This window comes from Pseudomonas sp. PAMC25584 (assembly GCF_058135675.1).
This window is the reverse complement of the sequence record NZ_CM176870.1, coordinates 1,477,308-1,495,701: the sequence shown is the minus strand read 5'-3', so window position 1 is coordinate 1,495,701 and position 18,394 is coordinate 1,477,308. Positions and strand designations below refer to the sequence as shown.

Annotated in this window: 16 protein-coding genes; all 16 read right to left on the bottom strand. The window is 59.0% G+C overall.

The window, feature by feature from the left end; genetic code table 11:
* Positions 1–132 precede the first annotated feature (132 nt).
* Positions 133–3,654, bottom strand: a complete 3,522-nt coding sequence (dnaE, locus tag ACS5Q8_RS06860) for a DNA polymerase III subunit alpha (protein WP_426099565.1) — start codon at positions 3,652–3,654, stop codon at positions 133–135.
* 76 nt (positions 3,655–3,730) lie between these two features.
* Positions 3,731–4,363, bottom strand: a complete 633-nt coding sequence (gene rnhB / locus ACS5Q8_RS06855) for a ribonuclease HII (RefSeq protein WP_017844751.1) — start codon at positions 4,361–4,363, stop codon at positions 3,731–3,733.
* Complete coding sequence (lpxB, locus tag ACS5Q8_RS06850) at positions 4,360–5,499, bottom strand: lipid-A-disaccharide synthase (RefSeq protein WP_465159994.1); 1,140 nt, start codon at positions 5,497–5,499, stop codon at positions 4,360–4,362. Before lpxB ends, rnhB begins: the two co-directional genes overlap by 4 nt.
* A gap of 2 nt (positions 5,500–5,501) precedes the next feature.
* Positions 5,502–6,278 carry an acyl-ACP--UDP-N-acetylglucosamine O-acyltransferase gene (lpxA, locus tag ACS5Q8_RS06845; protein WP_247403883.1) on the bottom strand — a complete coding sequence of 259 codons (777 nt, stop codon included), beginning with the start codon at positions 6,276–6,278 and terminating at the stop codon, positions 5,502–5,504.
* Positions 6,275–6,715, bottom strand: coding sequence for a 3-hydroxyacyl-ACP dehydratase FabZ (gene fabZ / locus ACS5Q8_RS06840; protein ID WP_003172281.1), 441 nt, complete (start codon positions 6,713–6,715; stop codon positions 6,275–6,277). Before fabZ ends, lpxA begins: the two co-directional genes overlap by 4 nt.
* A gap of 110 nt (positions 6,716–6,825) precedes the next feature.
* Positions 6,826–7,881 carry a UDP-3-O-(3-hydroxymyristoyl)glucosamine N-acyltransferase gene (gene lpxD, locus ACS5Q8_RS06835; RefSeq protein ID WP_276196853.1) on the bottom strand — a complete coding sequence of 352 codons (1,056 nt, stop codon included), beginning with the start codon at positions 7,879–7,881 and terminating at the stop codon, positions 6,826–6,828.
* Between the two features lie 3 nt (positions 7,882–7,884).
* Positions 7,885–8,388 (bottom strand): OmpH/Skp family outer membrane protein, encoded by a 504-nt coding sequence (locus ACS5Q8_RS06830; RefSeq protein WP_003172279.1) that lies wholly within the window; start codon positions 8,386–8,388, stop codon positions 7,885–7,887.
* A gap of 45 nt (positions 8,389–8,433) precedes the next feature.
* On the bottom strand, positions 8,434–10,821 hold the full coding sequence (bamA, locus tag ACS5Q8_RS06825; RefSeq protein WP_276196852.1) for an outer membrane protein assembly factor BamA: 2,388 nt from the start codon (positions 10,819–10,821) through the stop codon (positions 8,434–8,436).
* Between the two features lie 74 nt (positions 10,822–10,895).
* Positions 10,896–12,248 (bottom strand): sigma E protease regulator RseP, encoded by a 1,353-nt coding sequence (rseP, locus tag ACS5Q8_RS06820; protein WP_276196851.1) that lies wholly within the window; start codon positions 12,246–12,248, stop codon positions 10,896–10,898.
* A 53-nt stretch (positions 12,249–12,301) separates the two neighbouring features.
* On the bottom strand, positions 12,302–13,492 hold the full coding sequence (gene ispC, locus ACS5Q8_RS06815) for a 1-deoxy-D-xylulose-5-phosphate reductoisomerase (RefSeq protein WP_276196850.1): 1,191 nt from the start codon (positions 13,490–13,492) through the stop codon (positions 12,302–12,304).
* Positions 13,489–14,295, bottom strand: coding sequence for a phosphatidate cytidylyltransferase (locus ACS5Q8_RS06810; protein ID WP_276196849.1), 807 nt, complete (start codon positions 14,293–14,295; stop codon positions 13,489–13,491). Before ACS5Q8_RS06810 ends, ispC begins: the two co-directional genes overlap by 4 nt.
* Entirely contained in the window at positions 14,296–15,051 is a 756-nt protein-coding gene (gene uppS / locus ACS5Q8_RS06805) for a polyprenyl diphosphate synthase (protein ID WP_276196848.1), read from the bottom strand.
* A 16-nt stretch (positions 15,052–15,067) separates the two neighbouring features.
* Positions 15,068–15,625 carry a ribosome recycling factor gene (gene frr, locus ACS5Q8_RS06800; RefSeq protein WP_276196847.1) on the bottom strand — a complete coding sequence of 186 codons (558 nt, stop codon included), beginning with the start codon at positions 15,623–15,625 and terminating at the stop codon, positions 15,068–15,070.
* Positions 15,622–16,365, bottom strand: coding sequence for a UMP kinase (pyrH, locus tag ACS5Q8_RS06795; RefSeq protein WP_095077480.1), 744 nt, complete (start codon positions 16,363–16,365; stop codon positions 15,622–15,624). The genes frr and pyrH overlap by 4 nt, the downstream gene beginning before the upstream one ends.
* A gap of 210 nt (positions 16,366–16,575) precedes the next feature.
* Positions 16,576–17,439: a translation elongation factor Ts gene (gene tsf, locus ACS5Q8_RS06790; protein WP_247399514.1), complete on the bottom strand. Its 864-nt coding sequence runs from the start codon at positions 17,437–17,439 to the stop codon at positions 16,576–16,578.
* A gap of 191 nt (positions 17,440–17,630) precedes the next feature.
* The gene (gene rpsB, locus ACS5Q8_RS06785) at positions 17,631–18,368 is read right to left on the bottom strand and encodes a 30S ribosomal protein S2 (protein ID WP_048719953.1); all 738 of its coding nucleotides are present in this window, start codon (positions 18,366–18,368) and stop codon (positions 17,631–17,633) included.
* Positions 18,369–18,394 lie beyond the last annotated feature (26 nt).

Sequence of the window (18,394 nt, the reverse complement as noted above, 5' to 3'; positions counted from 1 at the left end):
CCGTCTTGGGTCGACGGCCAAGGAGTGCCTGGCCAGCCGGTTGTCTGTTCGCGCCCTACCTTAAGGGAGAGGCGCGTCTAGGTCGAGATTAAATGTTTGGTCGAGATCAGGCGATTTGCAACCACCTGATCGTCAACGGTATTGGAGGAAGACGTTGTCACGACCGAACTGGTCACGCAATGCTTGAATCAAGCCATCAGCGGGATCAATTCGCCAGGTCTCGCCGAACTGCAGCATGGCCTTGGCGTCGTTACCGGTGTATTCCATGGTCACCGGGCAAGCACCACGGTGGCGTTTGAGCAAGTCGCCCAGCCAGCGTAGCTGATCGCCCTTGAGCGCCTCGGTCTTGACCTTCAAACGCAGGCTTTCGGCGAGGTTGGTGCGCGCATCTTCCATGCTCATCACCCGCTTGATCCGTAGGCGCAGGCCACCGGAGAAGTCGTCGTTACTGACCTCGCCTTCCACCACGACCATGGCGTCGGTCTGCAACAGCGACTGGGCGGAATGGAACGCGTCGGCAAACAGCGACGCCTCGATCCGGCCAGAGCGGTCATCAAGGGTGATAAAGCCCATTTTGTCGCCCTTCTTATTTTTCATCACCCGCAGGGCGATGATCATGCCGGCGACGGTCTGGGTGTCGCGTGCCGGTTTCAGGTCGATGATGCGCTGACGGGCGAAGCGACGGATTTCGCCTTCGTATTCGTCAATCGGGTGACCGGTCAGGTACAGGCCCAGGGTGTCTTTCTCACCTTTGAGGCGTTCCTTGAGGGTCAGCTCCTTGGCCTTGCGATGGTTGGCGTACACATCCGCGTCTTCCTCGACGAACAACCCGCCAAACAGGTCGGCGTGGCCGCTGTCGTGGGTGCGGGCGGTCTGTTCAGCGGCCTTGATCGCTTCTTCCATGGCGGTCAGCAGCACCGCCCGATTGCGATCGATATTCGCCTGGTAGGCCTTCGGTTCATCATGGAAATACGGGCCGAGACGGTCCAGGGCACCGCTGCGGATCAGGCCATCGAGGGTACGTTTGTTGATGCGTTTGAGGTCGACCCGTGCACAGAAGTCGAACAGGTCTTTGAATGGGCCGTTTTGGCGCGCTTCGGTGATTGCTTCCACCGGCCCCTCGCCCACGCCCTTGATCGCGCCCAGGCCATAAATGATGCGGCCTTCGTCGTTCACGGTGAACTTGAACTCCGAGGCGTTCACGTCCGGCGCGTCGAGGCGCAGCTTCATGGTGCGCACTTCCTCGATCAAGGTCACGACCTTGTCGGTGTTGTGCATATCCGCCGAGAGTACCGCAGCCATGAACGGCGCCGGGTAGTGGGCCTTCAGCCAAGCGGTCTGGTATGAAACCAGGCCGTAGGCGGCGGAGTGGGATTTGTTGAAGCCGTAACCGGCGAATTTTTCCACCAGGTCGAAAATGTTACCGGCGAGGTCGGCGTCGATATTGTTGGTGGCACAACCCTCGATGAAACCGCCGCGCTGCTTGGCCATTTCCTCGGGCTTTTTCTTACCCATGGCGCGACGCAGCATGTCCGCACCACCGAGGGTGTATCCGGCCATGACCTGGGCAATCTGCATCACCTGTTCCTGATACAAGATGATGCCGTAAGTCGGTGCCAGTACCGGTTTGAGGCCTTCGTACTGGTAGTCCGAGTGCGGGTAGGCCAGTTCGGCGCGACCGTGCTTACGGTTGATAAAGTCATCCACCATGCCCGATTGCAGCGGGCCCGGACGGAACAGGGCCACCAGTGCGATCAAGTCTTCCAGACAGTCGGGCTTGAGCTTTTTGATCAGCTCTTTCATGCCGCGCGACTCAAGCTGGAACACGGCGGTGGTTTCGGCTTTTTGCAGCAGGCTGTAGGTCGGTTTGTCGTCCAGCGGGATAAACGCGATATCCAGAGGTTCTTCATTGACCTTGGCGCGTTCGCGGTTAATCGTCTTGAGCGCCCAGTCGATGATCGTCAGCGTCCGCAGGCCGAGGAAGTCGAACTTCACCAGGCCGGCCGCCTCCACGTCGTCCTTGTCGAACTGGGTCACCAGGCCGCCGCCTTCTTCGTCGCAATAGATCGGCGAAAAGTCGGTGAGCTTGGTCGGCGCGATCACAACGCCACCGGCGTGTTTACCGACGTTACGCACCACGCCTTCGAGCTTGCGCGCCATTTCCCAGATTTCGGCGGCTTCTTCATCGACCTTGATGAAGTCGCGCAGGATTTCTTCCTGCTCGTAGGCTTTTTCCAGGGTCATGCCGACTTCGAACGGGATCATCTTCGACAGGCGATCCGCCAGGCCGTAGGACTTGCCCTGCACCCGGGCGACGTCGCGGATAACCGCCTTGGCCGCCATGGAGCCGAACGTGATGATCTGGCTCACGGCGTTGCGACCGTACTTATCGGCCACGTACTCGATCACGCGGTCGCGACCGTCCATGCAGAAGTCGACGTCGAAGTCGGGCATGGAAACCCGTTCCGGGTTAAGGAACCGTTCGAACAGCAGGTCATATTCCAACGGGTCGAGGTCGGTAATCTTCTGCACATACGCGACCAACGAGCCGGCACCCGACCCCCGGCCAGGACCGACCGGTACGCCGTTGCTCTTGGCCCATTGGATAAAGTCCATCACGATCAGGAAGTAACCGGGGAACCCCATCTGGATGATGATATCCAGCTCGAAATTCAGCCGATCGATATAGACCTGGCGCTTGGCTTCGTAATCGTCGGTGGTGTCCTTGGGCATAAGGACCGAGAGGCGATCCTCCAGGCCATCGAACGACACCTTGCGGAAATACTCATCGATGGTCATGCCATCGGGAATCGGGAAGTTGGGCAGGAAGTGCTTGCCCAGCTTCACTTCGATATTGCAGCGCTTGGCGATTTCGACGGAGTTTTCCAGGGCCTCGGGTAGGTCGCTGAACAGCTCGGCCATTTCCTCGGCGCTTTTGAGGTACTGCTCTTCACTGTAGTTTTTCGAGCGACGCGGGTCATCCAGGGCCCGGCCTTCACCGATGCACACGCGGGTTTCGTGGGCTTCGAAATCTTCCTTCTTGATAAAGCGCACATCGTTGGTCGCCACCAGCGGCGCGCCCAGCTTGTCGGCCAGGGCCACGGCGGCGTGCAGATGTTCTTCATCGTTGGGGCGGTTGGTGCGCTGGACTTCCAGGTAGAAGCGGTCGGGGAACACCGCCATCCACTCGCGGGCCAGCACTTCGGCTTCCTGCGGGTTGCCGCCCAGCAGTGCGACGCCGATCTCGCCCTCTTTAGCCGCAGAGAGCATGATCACGCCCTCGCTGGCCTCGGCCACCCACTCGCGCTCGATGATCACCGAGCCGTTGCGCTGGCCATCAATGAAGCCACGGGAAATCAGTTCGGTGAGGTTGCGATAACCGACGCCGTTCATCGCCAACAGGCTGATGCGGCTCAGGGAGTTATCCGGGTCTTTGTTCGACAGCCACAGGTCGGCGCCGCAGATCGGCTTGATGCCAGCGCCCATGGCGTTCTTGTAGAACTTGACCAGGGAACACATGTTGTTCTGATCGGTGACCGCCACCGCAGGCATGCTCATGCCCACCAGGGTTTTGACCAGCGGTTTGATCCGTACCAGGCCGTCGACCAGGGAGTACTCAGTGTGCAGGCGTAGATGAACGAATGAAGCCGGCATAGTGATCCTGTCTTAAACGTAGAAACAACAAGGCCCGGGATTGTACCGGGCCTGGGCAAAAACATCAGCCTCGCGACTAAACCTCGCTGAGGCTCTCGCGCTGTTCGTAAGCCAGGCGCACCGGGGCGAACGAGCGACGGTGGATTGGCGTCGGGCCAAGACGGGCCAGCGCTTCCAGATGAACGGGCGTCGGGTAGCCTTTATGGCCCGCGATGCCGTAGCCCGGATAGATCAATTCGAACGCGGCCATTTCACGGTCACGGCTGACCTTGGCCAGAATCGAGGCTGCCGCGATGGCAGGCACCTTGCTATCGCCCTTGACCACCGCTTCAGCCGGCATCGCCAGTTTCGGGCAGCGGTTGCCGTCGATCATCGCCAGTTTCGGCGTGATATGCAGGCCCTCGACGGCGCGCTGCATGGCGAGCATGGTGGCGTGGAGGATATTCAGTTCGTCGATCTCTTCGACTTCGGCCCGGGCGATATGCCAGCTCAGGGCTTTTTCACAGATCTCGTCGAAGAGTTTTTCCCGACGCGCTTCGGTGAGTTTTTTCGAGTCGTTGAGACCGAGGATCGGACGGTTCGGGTCAAGAATCACCGCCGCCGTGACCACCGCGCCACAGAGCGGGCCGCGCCCGACTTCATCCACGCCGGCCACCAGTTCGTGGGCTTGCGCGACCAGGCTGAAATCCAGCCCCATTTGCGTCGTCATAGGGCTTCCTGTTTGTGGCCGATCAACGTCAGCACGGCATCGGCGGCCTGGTTTGACGCATCACGGCGCAAGGTGCGGTGGATGGCGTCAAAACCGCGAGTCTGCTCTTCGCCGCCGTCGATCAAGGGGAGTAGCGTCTGCGCCAGGGCTTCGGGCGTAGCATCGTCCTGCAACAATTCCGGCACCAACAGGCGCTCGGCCAGCAGGTTGGGCAAGGAGATGTAGGGGCTTTTAACCATGCGCTTGAGAATCCAGAAGGTCAGCGGCGCCAGGCGGTAAGCCACGACCATCGGGCGCTTGTACAGCAACGCCTCCAGGGTCGCAGTGCCCGAGGCGATCAGCACCGCATCGCAAGCCGCCAGGGCTAGGTGCGACTGACCATCGAGCAGGGTCAACGGCAGGTTGCGCCCTTGCAGCAATGTTTCGATTTGTGCGCGACGTTGCGGGCTGGCACACGGCAGTACGAAGCGCACGCCAGGCTTCAAGGCCTGCAGGCGTTCGGCGGCGTCAAAAAACAATGTGCCAAGGCGACCCACTTCGCCACCGCGACTGCCTGGCATCAGCGCGACAAGCGGGCCGTCGGGCAAGCCCAGGTCGGCACGCGCCGCAGCGCGGTCGGCGTGCAGCGGGATAGTGTCGGCCAGCGTGTGCCCGACAAACCGCACCGGCACGCCCTTCTCTTCGTAGAATCGGGCTTCGAACGGCAGCAAGGTCAGCATCAGGTCGCAACCTTCGCGGATCTTCAGCACGCGCTTCTGCCGCCACGCCCAGACCGACGGGCTGACGTAATGCACGGTCTTGATCCCAGCCTGACGCAACCTGAGTTCGATATTGAGGGTGAAATCCGGCGCGTCGATGCCGATGAAAACGTCGGGCTTTTCTTCGATCAGGGTCTGAATCAGCAACTTGCGCCGCGCCAGCAGCTCACGCAGACGACCCAGCACTTCCACCAACCCCATGACCGACAAGCGTTCCATGGGGAAGTAAGACGTGAGGCCTTCAGCCTGCATCAACGGGCCACCCACACCGATAAACTCGACCGCCGAATGCTGGGCCTTAAGCGCCCGCATCAGGCCCGCGCCCAGGATATCGCCGGAAGCTTCCCCGGCGACCAATGCGATACGCAGATTGGCCATGATCAGCGAGTGATGCCGCGAGTCGACGCCTGGACCGAGTCACGGAACACCGCGACTTCCGGGAACAATGCTGCCGGCTCGGTCAGTTCAGTCAACGCTTGCTCAACCGTCAGGCCCTGGCGGTAAACCACCTTGTAGGCGCGGCGCAGGGCGTGGATCGCGTCTTCGCTGAAACCACGACGGCGCATGCCTTCGAAGTTCATGCTGCGGGCTTCGGCAGGGTTACCGAAAACCGTGACGAACGCCGGGACATCCTTACCGATGGCAGTGCCCATGCCGGAAAAACTATGGGCGCCGATGTGGCAGTACTGATGCACCAGGGTGAAACCGGACAGGATCGCCCAATCGTCAACGTGTACATGGCCTGCCAACGCGGTGTTGTTGACCAGGATACAGTGGTTGCCGATCACGCTGTCATGGCCGATGTGCGCGTAGGCCATGACCAGGTTGTGATCACCCAGCGTGGTCTCGGCACGGTCCTGCACGGTGCCACGGTGAATGGTCACGCCTTCACGAATGATGTTGTGATCACCGATTACCAAGCGCGTTTCTTCACCCTTGTACTTCATGTCGGGGGTGTCTTCACCTACCGAGGAAAACTGGTAGATGCGATTGTGTTTGCCAATGCGGGTCGGTCCCTTGAGGATCACGTGCGGCCCGATGACAGTCCCCTCGCCGATTTCCACACCTGCGCCGACGATCGACCAAGGGCCGACCTCAACGTCGGCGGCCAGTACGGCCGACGGATCGATGATTGCGCGAGGGTCAATCAAACTCATAGTTTGCGTTCCGCGCAGATGATTTCGGCGGAGCACACTGGCTTGCCATCCACCGAGGCCTGGCATTCGAACTTCCAGATCTGGCGCTTACAACTGATGAACTTGGCTTCCAGGATCAACTGGTCACCCGGGGTGACCGGGTTGCGGAAACGCAACTTGTCGGAGCCCACGAAATAGTAAAGCGTGCCGTCGGCAGGCTTGAGGTCGAGCATTTTGAAACCAAGGATACCGGCAGCCTGGGCCATTGCTTCGATGATCAACACGCCCGGCATGATGGGATGCGCGGGAAAGTGGCCATTGAAGAACGGTTCGTTGATGCTGACATTCTTGTAGGCACGAATGCGCTTTTCCTCAACATTCAGGTCCACTACACGATCCACCAGCAGGAACGGGTAACGGTGAGGCAGGTATTCGCGAATCTCGTTGATGTCCATCATTTCGGGGGGAAGCCTGTAATAAAGATTGGGGGCGGGCGACTAAACGCACGCCCCGCTAGCAAATCAAGGAGGCAGTCTAGCGGCTGTGCACACTTGATATGGAAATGGTATCAGCCTTCTGATGAAGCATTACCGCCAGGGGTCACGTCCCCAACACGCTTTTCCAGCTGCTTGAGACGTCGAGCCATGTCGTCGATGTGTCTCAAACGCGCCGCACTCTTGCGCCATTCAGCCGCAGGCTGCATGGCGGTACCGGAAGAATAGGCACCAGGCTCGGTAATCGAGTGGGTGACCATGGTCATGCCAGTGATGAAGACGTTGTCGCAAATATCGATATGGCCCACCAGCCCTACGCCACCGGCGAGCATGCAATGCTTGCCGATCTTGGTGCTGCCGGATATGCCTACGCAGGCCGCCATGGCGGTGTGATCGCCAATCTGTACGTTGTGGGCAATCTGGATCTGGTTATCGAGCTTCACGCCATTACCGATCACGGTATCGGCCAAAGCCCCGCGATCAACAGCGGTATTGACGCCGATTTCCACATCGTCGCCGATCAATACGCCGCCGACCTGGGCAATCTTGTGCCAGACACCTTTCGAATTGGCAAAACCGAAGCCTTCCCCACCAATCACCGCGCCCGACTGAATGACCACGCGCTGCCCGATACGCACGTCGTGGTACAGGGTCACACGAGGCGCCAGCCAGCCATCGGCACCGATTTCACAGCGCGCACCAACAAAGCAGTGAGCGCCTAGGGTGACGCCGGCGGCAATGCGCGCGCCACTTTCGATCACGGCAAAAGCGCCAATGCTCGCCGCAGGGTCAACCTGGGCATCATCGGCGATGACCGCCGACGGATGGATTCCTCCAGCTGCCTTGGGTTTCGGATCGAACAGGTGGGATACCCGCGCGTAGGCGAGGTACGGATCAGGCACCACCAGCGCATCCCCGGCGTAACCCTCGGCGTCGGCAGCCTTCAGCAGCAGGGCTGCGGCTTGGCTGTCGGCCAGGTATTTACGGTATTGGGGATTTGCGAGGAAGCTCAACTGAGATGGGCCAGCCTCCTGCAAGGTGGCTAGCCCAGTGATTTCTTTCTCCGGGGAACCACGCAAGGTGGCTCCCAGGAACTCGGCCAACTCGCCGAGCTTGATAATCGCGGTCATGGCTTACTTCAGCTGGTTCATGCGCTCGATCACCTGGCGGGTGATGTCGTATTGAGGCTTGACGTCAATCACGGCGCCGCGCTCGAACACCAGGTCAAAGGCACCTTTCTTGATGACTTCTTCCACAGCGCTGTCGAGTTTCGGCTTGAGCTGCTTGAGCATTTCGCGGTCAGCAACAGCCTTGGCTTCGTTCAGCTCCTTGGACTGGAACTGGTAGTCACGGGCCTTTTGCTTGAATTCAAGCTCCAGGCGCTCGCGCTCGCCTTGCTGCATCTTGTCGCCGCCGGCTACCAGACGATCCTGGATGCCCTTGGCACTGCTTTCCAACGTTTTGAGCTTGGTCAGTTGCGGACCAAATTTCTTCTCGGCATCCACCGCGTACTTCTTGGCCGCATCGGACTCCAGCAGGGCCATCTGATAGTTCAGGACGGCGATTTTCATCTCGGCGAAGGCCGGGGTGGTTACCAGCACAGTTGCCAGCAGAACCAATTGAGTCAACTTACGCACGATGTACTCCTACAGAATCCGTTGTCGTTATCTTGGGTCAGACGCTTAGAACGTCTGGCCGAGGGAGAATTGGAAAATCTGGGTTTCAGCGTTATCCGGTTTCTTGATCGGCATGGCCAGAGCAAAGCTCAACGGACCGAGCGCAGTCACCCACGTCACGCCAACACCTACGGAGCTCGCCAGGTTGCTGAGGCTTACTTCGTTACACTGAGTATTGGACTTCACGCCAGTCGGGTTAGTGACCTGATCGCACTTGGAGTCGAATACGTTACCCACATCCCAGAAAACCGAAGTACGCAGGGACCGCTGATCTTTCACGAACGGCAGTGGGAAAAGGATCTCCGCACCGCCCTGGATCAGCACGTTACCACCGAATGGCAGCGCGCTAGTGTCCGTGTCCGCCACGGTTCCGGTGTTACCCGTCACGCCAGCGCCACGGCTAGGGGTACCACGAGGTCCCAAGGTGCTGTCCTTGAAGCCGCGGACGGAGTTGAAACCACCCGCATAGTAGTTCTCGTAGAACGGCAAGCCGCTGGTCGAACCATAACCGTCACCATAGCCCAGCTCAGTGTGCAGGCGCATGGTGTAGTTGTCGCTCAGCGGTTGGAACAACTGGCCACGGTAGTCGAGCTTGAAGAACGACAGGTCGCTGCCCGGCGTGGTGGCTTCCAGGGTCAGGCTCTGGGAGTGACCACGGGTGGCCAGTACGCCTTTGTTCAGGGTCGACTCGGACCAGCCGGCAGACGCCTTGAAGTTCAGGAACTGGTCGCCTTCACGTCGGGTGAAGTCGAAGATCTCATCCACGGTGTACACACCGGTCTTGATCTTATCCTGTTGCGCGGTCAGGCCGAAGGTCAGACGCGAGGTCTCACTGATCGGGTAACCGATGTTGACGCCCGCACCCAGGCTGTCGATCGCATAGCTCGCAACGTTAACGTCGAGGTCTTTGTAGTCGGTAGTGCGATAGAAGGCGTTGTAGCCCAGGCTCACACCGTCAGCGGTCCAGTAGGGGTCGACATAACCGAAGTTATAGCGGCTCTGGTATTGGCTGCGGGTCAGGCCGATGGAAACCTTGTTACCGGTACCGAGGAAGTTGTTCTGGGTGATCGAACCACCGAGGATCAGGCCGGCACTCTGTGCGAAACCGACGCTGGCGGTGATCGAGCCAGAGGCTTGCTCTTCGACGGCGTAGTTCACGTCAACCTGGTCGTCCACGCCCGGTACGGCCGGGGTTTCGACGTTGACTTCCTTGAAGAAGCCCAAGCGCTCAAGACGGGTCTTGGACTGGTCGATCAGGTAAGTAGACGCCCAGCCACCTTCCATCTGACGCATTTCACGACGCAGCACTTCGTCCGCAGACTTGGTGTTGCCACGGAAGTTGATGCGGTTCACATAGGCACGCTTGCCTGGGTCGACCACAAAGGTGATGTCCACGGTGTGGTCATCATCATGCGGGGTCGGCACGCCGTTGACGTTGGCGAAGGTATAGCCTTCGTTACCCAGGCGACGGGTGATCAGTTCGGACGTAGTGGTCATCAGCTTGCGCGAGAACACCTGGTCTTTCTGCACCAGCAGCAGGGACTTGACCTGGTCTTCAGGCACTTTCAAGTCGCCGCTGAGTTTGACGTCGCGGACCTTGTACTTCTCACCCTCGTTGACGTTGACGGTGATGTACACGTGCTTCTTGTCAGGGGTGATGGACACCTGGGTCGAAGCGATATCCATGTTGATATAGCCACGGTCCAGGTAGTAGGAACGCAGACGCTCCAGGTCACCGGAAAGTTTTTCACGGGCGTACTTGTCGTCGTTCTTGAAGAACGACAACCAGTTGGTGGTCTTGAGCTCGAACAGGCCAATCAGGTCTTCATCAGCGAACTTGGTGTTGCCCACCACGTTGATGTGCTGAATGGCCGCCACGGTGCCTTCGTTGATGTTGACCTTGAGGCCGACACGGTTACGAGGCTGCGGAACCACTTCCGTTTCCACGGTCGCGGAGTAGCGGCCCTGGGCAACGTACTGGCGTTGCAGTTCGTTACGCACACCCTCAAGGGTGGCGCGCTGGAAGATCTCGCCCTCGGCCAGGCCGGATTGCTTGAGGCCCTTCATCAGGTCTTCAGTGGAGATCGCCTTGTTACCCTCGATCTCGATACTGGCGACGGAAGGTCGCTCGACGACGGTGATGACCAGGACGTTGCCTTCGCGACCCAGTTGGATATCTTGAAAGAACCCGGTTTTGAACAGCGCACGAGTGGATTCCACCAGGCGACGGTCATCAGCCTGTTCCCCGACGTTCAACGGCAAGGCACCAAAGACGCTACCCGCGGAAACCCGCTGGAGGCCGTTGACGCGAATATCGGAGATAGTGAAGGACTCGGCGTGAACTTCGGCGATCATCAATACGGTGAGAACCGCAGTTAGCAGCAGACGTTTCATGAAGTCCTTTCTTATTCCAACTGGCAATAAACAAACTGCCGCAAAATGCGGCAGATTCGCAATTCAGCGAAGCGTTACAGTCGTCCCAGATCGTTGACCAGGGCTAACAACATCACCCCGACCACCAAACTGATACCGATCTGTATCCCCCAACCCTGCACCCGATCCGACAAGGGGCGACCACGCACCCACTCGACCAGATAAAACAACAGATGCCCCCCATCCAATACTGGAATGGGCAACAAATTCAGAACCCCAAGGCTAATACTCAGATAAGCCAGGAAATTCAGGAAATCCGCGACACCCGACTGGGCAGAAGCGCCCGCCACTTTAGCAATGGTTATCGGCCCACTCAAGTTTTTTACCGAGAGCTCGCCGAACAACATTTTCTTGAGCGACTCGAGAGTCAGCACGCTCATGGTCCAAGTGCGCTTTGCACCCTCGCCAATTGCTGCCAGCGGCCCGAAACTGATCTCACGCACCATCGATGGTGGCCACTCCGGACTTTTCACGCCAGCACCGAGGTAACCCCCGGCCGCCTTGGCCTCCCCGCGAACAGCCAGGGTCACGGGAACGTCGATTTGAGCACCATCACGCTCAACTTTCAGCACAATCTTGGTATCAGGCCGTACACGCACCAGGTCGACCACTTGCTGCCAGTCGCCCAGCGCCTGGCCATCGAGGGCCAGCAGGCGGTCACCAGTTTTCAGGCCTGCGGCCTGGGCCGGGCCTTTCGGATCGAGCTCGGCGAGCACCGGCGGCAAGGCCGGGCGCCATGGGCGAATCCCCAAGGACTTGATCGGGTCCGGCTCATCGGAACCCTTGAGCCAATGGTCGAGAGCCAGTTCACGCGGGGTCTCGGACGAGGAGTCCTGCTCGCGCACCACGACATTGACAGTGCCGCTTTCGCCCAGGCGACGCACCAACTGCAAATTGACCGCCCCCCAACCCGTGGTTGGCTCGCCATCAATGGAAACAATTTCCTGCCCGGCGACCAATCCGGCCTTCGCCGCCATGCTGTCCGCCTCAACCGCACCGATAACCGGGCGTATCTGTTCGCTGCCGAGCATGGCCAGGAACCAGAAGAACACCATGGCCAACAGGAAATTGGCGATCGGGCCGGCGGCGACAATAGCGATGCGCTGACGAACGGTCTTACGATTGAAGGACTGGTCCAGTTGATCCGCCGGCACTTCGCCTTCGCGCTCATCGAGCATCTTGACGTAGCCGCCCAAGGGAATGGCAGCGATCACGAACTCGGTGCCGCGGCGGTCGTGCCAACGCAGCAACGGCATGCCGAAACCGACGGAAAAGCGCAGTACCTTGACGCCGCAACGACGCGCCACCCAGAAGTGGCCGAATTCGTGGAAGGTAACCAGCACACCCAGAGCAACCAGGGTGCCGACAATCATGTAAAGCGCACTCATCTAATTTCTCCGCATTCCAATCCAGTGCCTGAAGACGCAAACGCGCCCACAGACTAACGCGCGTTGCGGCCCAACCATTGCTCGGCCAGGACGCGGGCCTTGGCATCCGCCTCGAACACTGCCCCCAGATCATTCACAGCCACTACGGGCTCAAGACTCAGAACATCCTCGATGATACTCGCGATCTGCGGAAAGCGGATGCGCTGTGCGAGAAACGCTGCCACAGCCACTTCGTTAGCCGCATTGAGCATCGCCGGCGCACTGTTACCCGCCTCCGCGGCCTGTCGCGCCAAACGCAGGCACGGAAAGCGTTGCTCGTCCGGCGCCTCGAAGTCCAGGCGAGCAATAGCGAACAGGTCCAGCGGTGCAACACCGGAGTCAATCCGCTCAGGCCAGGCCAGGGCATTGGCGATCGGCGTGCGCATATCGGGGTTACCCAACTGCGCCAGTACCGAGCCATCCACATAGTCGACCAGGGAATGAATCACACTTTGCGGGTGAATCACCACCTCGACCTGATCAGGCCGCGCATCGAACAACCAGCAGGCTTCGATCAACTCCAGGCCCTTGTTCATCATGCTGGCCGAATCCACAGAGATCTTGCGCCCCATGGACCAGTTCGGATGAGCGCACGCCTGATCCGGAGACACATGCTCCAAGTCCGCCAACGGAGTTTTACGGAAAGGCCCACCGGACGCTGTCAGCAAAATCCGGCGCACGCCGACCTGGCTCAAGCCACGGGCAAAATCACCGGGCATACACTGGAAAATCGCGTTGTGCTCGCTGTCGAGCGGCAGCAATACCGCGCCACTCTTGCGCACAGCCTGCATAAAGAGCGTGCCGGACATGACCAGCGCTTCTTTATTGGCCAGCAGGATTTTCTTGCCTGCATCGACAGCGGCCAGGGTCGGGCGCAAGCCAGCGGCCCCGACAATGGCCGCCACCACAGCGTCCACCTCGGCATCGGCCGACACCTGGCACAAGCCCTGCTCGCCTACCAGCACCTGAGTGGCAAGGCCAGCGGCGCGCAGGTCATCCTGCAAGCCCCGAGCAGCAACGGCCCCAGGCACTACAGCAAAACGCGGCGCATGGCGCACGCACAGCGCCAGCAGCTCAGTCAGGCGAGAGAAACCGGTCAATGCGAAGACTTGATAGCGTTCCGGATGGCGAGCGATTACATCCAGGGCGCTTAACCCTACCGAGCCGGTCGCACCCAGCACGGTGACCTGCTGCAGGCGGCTCACGACGCAGCCATCCACAACAGCACGGCAAAAATCGGGATCGCAGCGGTCAGACTGTCGATACGGTCCAGCACGCCGCCATGGCCCGGCAACAGATTACTGCTGTCCTTGATTCCGGCCTGGCGCTTGAACATGCTCTCGGTGAGGTCGCCCACGACCGAGATAAACACGACGATGGCCGTCCCCAGCAAGGCCAGGCACAGCTCTTTCACCGACCAGTCACGCACAACCCCGACCACGAGCGTGATCACCAAGGTCAAGGCCAGGCCGCCGTATACGCCCTCCCAGCTCTTTCCCGGACTGACCGCAGGCGCCAGCTTGCGCTTGCCCAAAGCACGACCGGAGAAGTAGGCACCAATATCGGCGCCCCAGACCAACACCATCACCGCCAGGATCAACTCATTACCGATCGGGAAGCGCTTGATTTCCACCAGCCCTTGCCAGGCCGGCAGCAGAATCAACAAACCGATCACCAGCTTGCAGGCAACGCTGGACCACTGGCTACTGGTACGCGGATAGGTCAGCACCAGGAAGGTCGCCAACGCCCACCACAACACCGCTGCGCCCAACACCCAAGGAGCGAGATCCGGGAGGATGTACATCAGAAACAGCAACAGGGCCACGATGGCGGCATACGCCACGCGCGGCAACTGGGCGCTGAAGCCCGCCAGGCGCGCCCATTCCCAGGCGCCGAGTGTTACGACCAGGCCGATGAACAGCGCAAAGCCGGAACCGTCGAGCAGGAAAAAGCCACACAAGGCAATCGGCAGCAGAATCAGTGCAGTGATGATTCGTTGTTTAAGCATTTAAACCCGGGCTCCAGCTTCGATCTGCTCGCTCGTTTTACCGAAGCGACGCTGACGGGAAGCGAAATCGGCCAGCGCGTTACGCATGGCATCGTGTTTGAAGTCCGGCCAGAACAGGTCGGAGAAATACAGCTCGGTATAGGCCAACTGCCACAACAGAAAATTACTGATGCGGTGCTCGCCACCGGTACGGATGCACAAGTCCGGCAGCGGCAGATCACCGGTGACCAGGCAGGTTTGCAACAGTTCGGGCGTGATTTCGTCCGGCCGCAGATGGCCAGCCTGCACTTCGCGGGCAAGCCGTTGCGCAGCCTGGGCGATGTCCCACTGGCCACCATAGTTGGCGGCGATCTGCAGCACAAAACGGTTACTGCCAGCAGTAATGGCCTCGGCCTCACGCATGGCCGCTTGCAGCTCCGGATGGAACCGCGAGCGATCACCAATGATGCGCAAAGTGATGTTGTTATCGTTGAGGCGCTTGGCCTCACGACGCAAGGCCCTGAAGAACAGATCCATCAAGGCACTGACTTCTTCGGCCGGACGCTGCCAGTTCTCACTGGAGAACGCGAACAAGGTCAACACTTCGACCTTGGCCTCGGCGCACACCTCAATCACTGCCCGCACTGCATCGACACCCGCTTTGTGCCCGGCGACACCGGGCAAAAAGCGTTTTTTCGCCCAGCGATTATTCCCATCCATGATGATCGCGACATGGCGCGGCACCGCGGAGGGCACAGTCTGCTTGGTCTTTTCCATGAAAGCGCCCTGACCCTTATACGGCCATCAAGTCCGCTTCTTTTTGCTTGGTGGCCGCATCGATATCAGCTTCGGCCTTGTCGGTCAGCTTCTGGATGTCGGCCGCCGCACGGCGCTCTTCGTCTTCGCTGATTTCCTTGTCCTTGACCAGCTTCTTCAGCTCGCCCAGGGCATCGCGACGGATGTTGCGCACGGCAACACGTGCATCTTCCGCTGCGCTGCGCGCCTGCTTGGTGAAGCCCTTGCGGGTTTCTTCAGTCAGGGCAGGCATGGAGATCAGCAGCAACTCGCCCAGGTTGGTCGGGTTGAGGTTCAGGCCGGCGCTCTGAATCGCCTTGTCGACCGCCGCGAGCATGTTGCGCTCAAAGGCTACGACTTGCAGGGTGCGCGAGTCTTTTACGGTGATATTGGCCACTTGGGTGATGGAGGTGTCCGTGCCGTAGTACGGCACCATCACGCTACCCAGAATGCTTGGGTGAGCCTTGCCGGTACGAATCTGACCAAATGCATGGTTCAGAGAGTCCAGGGATTTCTGCATACGCTCTTGAGCGTCTTTCTTGATTTCGTTGATCATTGTTGGCCTTCCTCGATCAGAGTCCCTTCCGCGCCGCCGTGTACGATGTTCAGCAGGGCACCGGGCTTGTTCATATTAAATACGCGCAGCGGCATCTTGTGGTCGCGGCACAGGCAAATTGCCGTCAGGTCCATCACGCCCAGCTTGCGATCCAGCACTTCATCGTAGGTCAGATGATCGAACTTCTCGGCATGCGGGTCTTTGAATGGATCTGCAGTGTAAACGCCGTCCACTTTGGTGGCTTTCAACACGACGTCCGCATCGATTTCAATCGCACGCAGGCATGCGGCCGAATCGGTAGTGAAGAACGGGTTGCCCGTACCAGCAGCGAAGATGACCACGTCTTTGGAGTTCAGGTGGCGCATGGCTTTGCGGCGATCATAGTGATCGGTCACGCCCACCATGGAAATAGCCGACATCACGATCGCCGAGATGTTGGCACGCTCCAGGGCATCGCGCATGGCCAGGGCATTCATCACAGTGGCCAGCATGCCCATGTGGTCGCCGGTGACCCGATCCATACCCGCAGCACTCAGTGCTGCACCGCGGAACAGGTTGCCACCACCAATCACCAGGCCGACCTGTACGCCGATGCCGACCAATTGGCCGACTTCCAGCGCCATGCGGTCGAGCACCTTGGGATCGATCCCGAACTCTTCCGAGCCCATCAGGGCCTCGCCGCTAAGCTTGAGTAGAATGCGTTTATAGCGAGCCTGATAACCACTGCCCTGCTGAGCCATTGCGAATCTCTCCTGCGGCGTATTTTTAAAAATTCTTGGCGAGCCGTTTACGGCTTGCGTTCACTCTAGCTGGACGCTGCTACAGCGCCATCGGAACACGGCTTTGTAAGCCAGTTCCGAGGGGAAGCCAAATAAAATCGACCTTCCCATTTGAAAAGAGGCTGCGCGCGTGAGCGGGCAGCCTCTTTCGGGCGACAGTTGAAAACTGTCTTATTGCTTGGCGGCAGCCAGCTGGGCAGCAACTTCTTCAGCGAAGTTGTCGACCGGCTTCTCGATACCGTCGCCTACCTTGTAGTAGGTGAAGGAAACGATTTCAGCACCGGCTTTCTTAGCCAGTTCGCCAACCTTGATTTCAGGGTTCTTGACGAACGCCTGCTCAACCAGGCTCGCTTCAGCCAGGAACTTGCTGATACGGCCTTTGATCATGTTTTCAACGATGTTCTCTGGCTTGCCCGCGATCTTGTCAGCGTTGAGGCTCAGGAACACGGCTTTTTCGCGCTCGATTGCGTCAGCAGACACTTCCGATGGCAGCAGGAATTCAGGGTTGCTGGCCGCTACGTGCATAGCGATGTCTTTGGCCAGTTCAACGTTGCCGCCTTTAAGGGCAACCACAACGCCGATTTTGTTGCCGTGCAGGTAACCGCCGACAACATCACCTTCAATGCGAGCCAGGCGACGGATGTTGACGTTTTCGCCAACCTTGCCGACCAGAACCAGGCGATCAGCTTCTTGAGCAGCGATCAGCGGCTCAACAGTGGTCAGCTTGTCGTCGAATGCTTTCTTGACGCTGGCAGCAACGAATGCCTTGAAGTCATCCTGCAGAGCCAGGAAGTCGGTCTGCGAGTTCACTTCCAGCAGAACAGCGACTTTACCGTCTTCAACCAGAGCGATAGCACCTTCAGCAGCTACGTTGCCTGCTTTCTTGGCAGCCTTGATGGCGCCCGAAGCACGCATGTCATCAATGGCTTTTTCGATGTCGCCGCCGGCCTTGGTCAAGGCCTTTTTGCAATCCATCATGCCTTCGCCGGTACGCTCACGCAGTTCTTTAACCAACGCTGCAGTAATCTCTGCCATTTCAAAATCCTCTTGGATAGGTTTTCAACCATTCCACCCGATCAAACGGGCGATCAATTCTTCCCGAATCTCCCTTGTAGGCCGCTGCACGTTACAGATGATGTAGCTGCGCTGCCGACAAATGGTTTTCGAGGGGGCAAAAAGGGGGCCAAGCCCCCTTTTTGCTTACTGAGTCAACGCCAGGGCGTCAATTACTCAGCTGCGGCTACCGGAGCTTCTTCAACGAACTGCTCGGTACCACCAGCAACGTGGTTGCGACCACGGATGACAGCATCAGCCATCGAACCCATGTACAACTGGATAGCGCGGATGGCGTCATCGTTGCCTGGGATGATGTAGTCAACGCCATCAGGGCTGCTGTTGGTATCGACTACGCCGATAACAGGAATGCCCAGTTTGTTGGCTTCGGTGATCGCGATGCGCTCGTGATCAACGTCGATAACGAACAGTGCGTCAGGCAGGCCGCCCATGTCCTTGATACCACCCAGGGAACGATCGAGCTTTTCCAGGTCGCGAGTGCGCATCAGCGCCTCTTTCTTGGTCAGCTTGGCGAAAGTACCGTCTTCGGCTTGCACTTCAAGGTCACGCAGACGCTTGATGGAAGCACGGATGGTTTTGAAGTTGGTCAGCATGCCGCCCAACCAGCGGTGATCGACGTACGGCGAACCGCAACGTGCTGCTTCTTCAGCAACGATCTTGCCAGCGGAACGCTTGGTGCCGACGAACAGAATCTTGTTTTTGCCCTGGGCCAGGCGCTCTACGAAAGTCAGAGCTTCGTTGAACATTGGCAGGGTTTTTTCAAGGTTGATGATGTGGATCTTGTTACGTGCGCCGAAAATGTATTTACCCATTTTCGGGTTCCAGTAACGGGTTTGGTGACCGAAGTGCACACCGGCCTTCAGCATATCGCGCATGTTGACTTGGGACATGATAGTTCCTTAATAAGTCGGGTTTG